Raw genomic sequence first — 471 nt, 5'->3', positions numbered from 1 at the left:
CCAGGCTCGGCGCTTCAGCTTTCCGGGCTCGCTGTCGCGGCGGCGAGCCTCGCCTTCGCTTCTGCCCGAGGGATGTGACGCACGATTCCTGCGAGCGCTGCGCAGGTCACCAGCATCGCTCCCGCGATCAGCGTGAAGTACCCGCTGCCCCCGTCGGCATCGAGCACCAGCGCGCCCACGTAGGAGCTGAGCACCGCGCCGAGACGACCCACCCCGATGGCGCATCCTGAGCCCGTCCCCCTCACACCCGTCGGATACACATGCGCCGCCAGCGCGAACAACGTCGACTGCGCCGCGTTGACGAACGCCCCGTGCAGCGCGAGCCACAGGAGCAGCGCCAGTGACCCCTCGCTCCCCGTGAGCGGCACGAGCTTCAGCGCCACCGCGCTCACCACGCCCCCCATCGCCATCGCCAGCATCGCCGGCCGCGACCCCACCCGCCCGATCGCCCAGCCTCCAGCGAGCGCCCCC

1 pseudogene is annotated in these 471 nt (G+C 72.2%); it reads right to left on the bottom strand.

From position 1 onward, the window contains the following. Window positions 1-14: 14 nt before the first annotated feature. Window positions 15-471: pseudogene (locus BN4575_RS22825) on the bottom strand (hypothetical protein); the annotation flags it as partial.

This window comes from Aeromonas sp. EERV15 (assembly GCF_900079845.1).
GTDB classification, from domain to species: domain Bacteria; phylum Pseudomonadota; class Gammaproteobacteria; order Enterobacterales; family Aeromonadaceae; genus Aeromonas; species Aeromonas sobria.
This window is presented reverse-complemented; position numbering and strand designations above follow the sequence as displayed.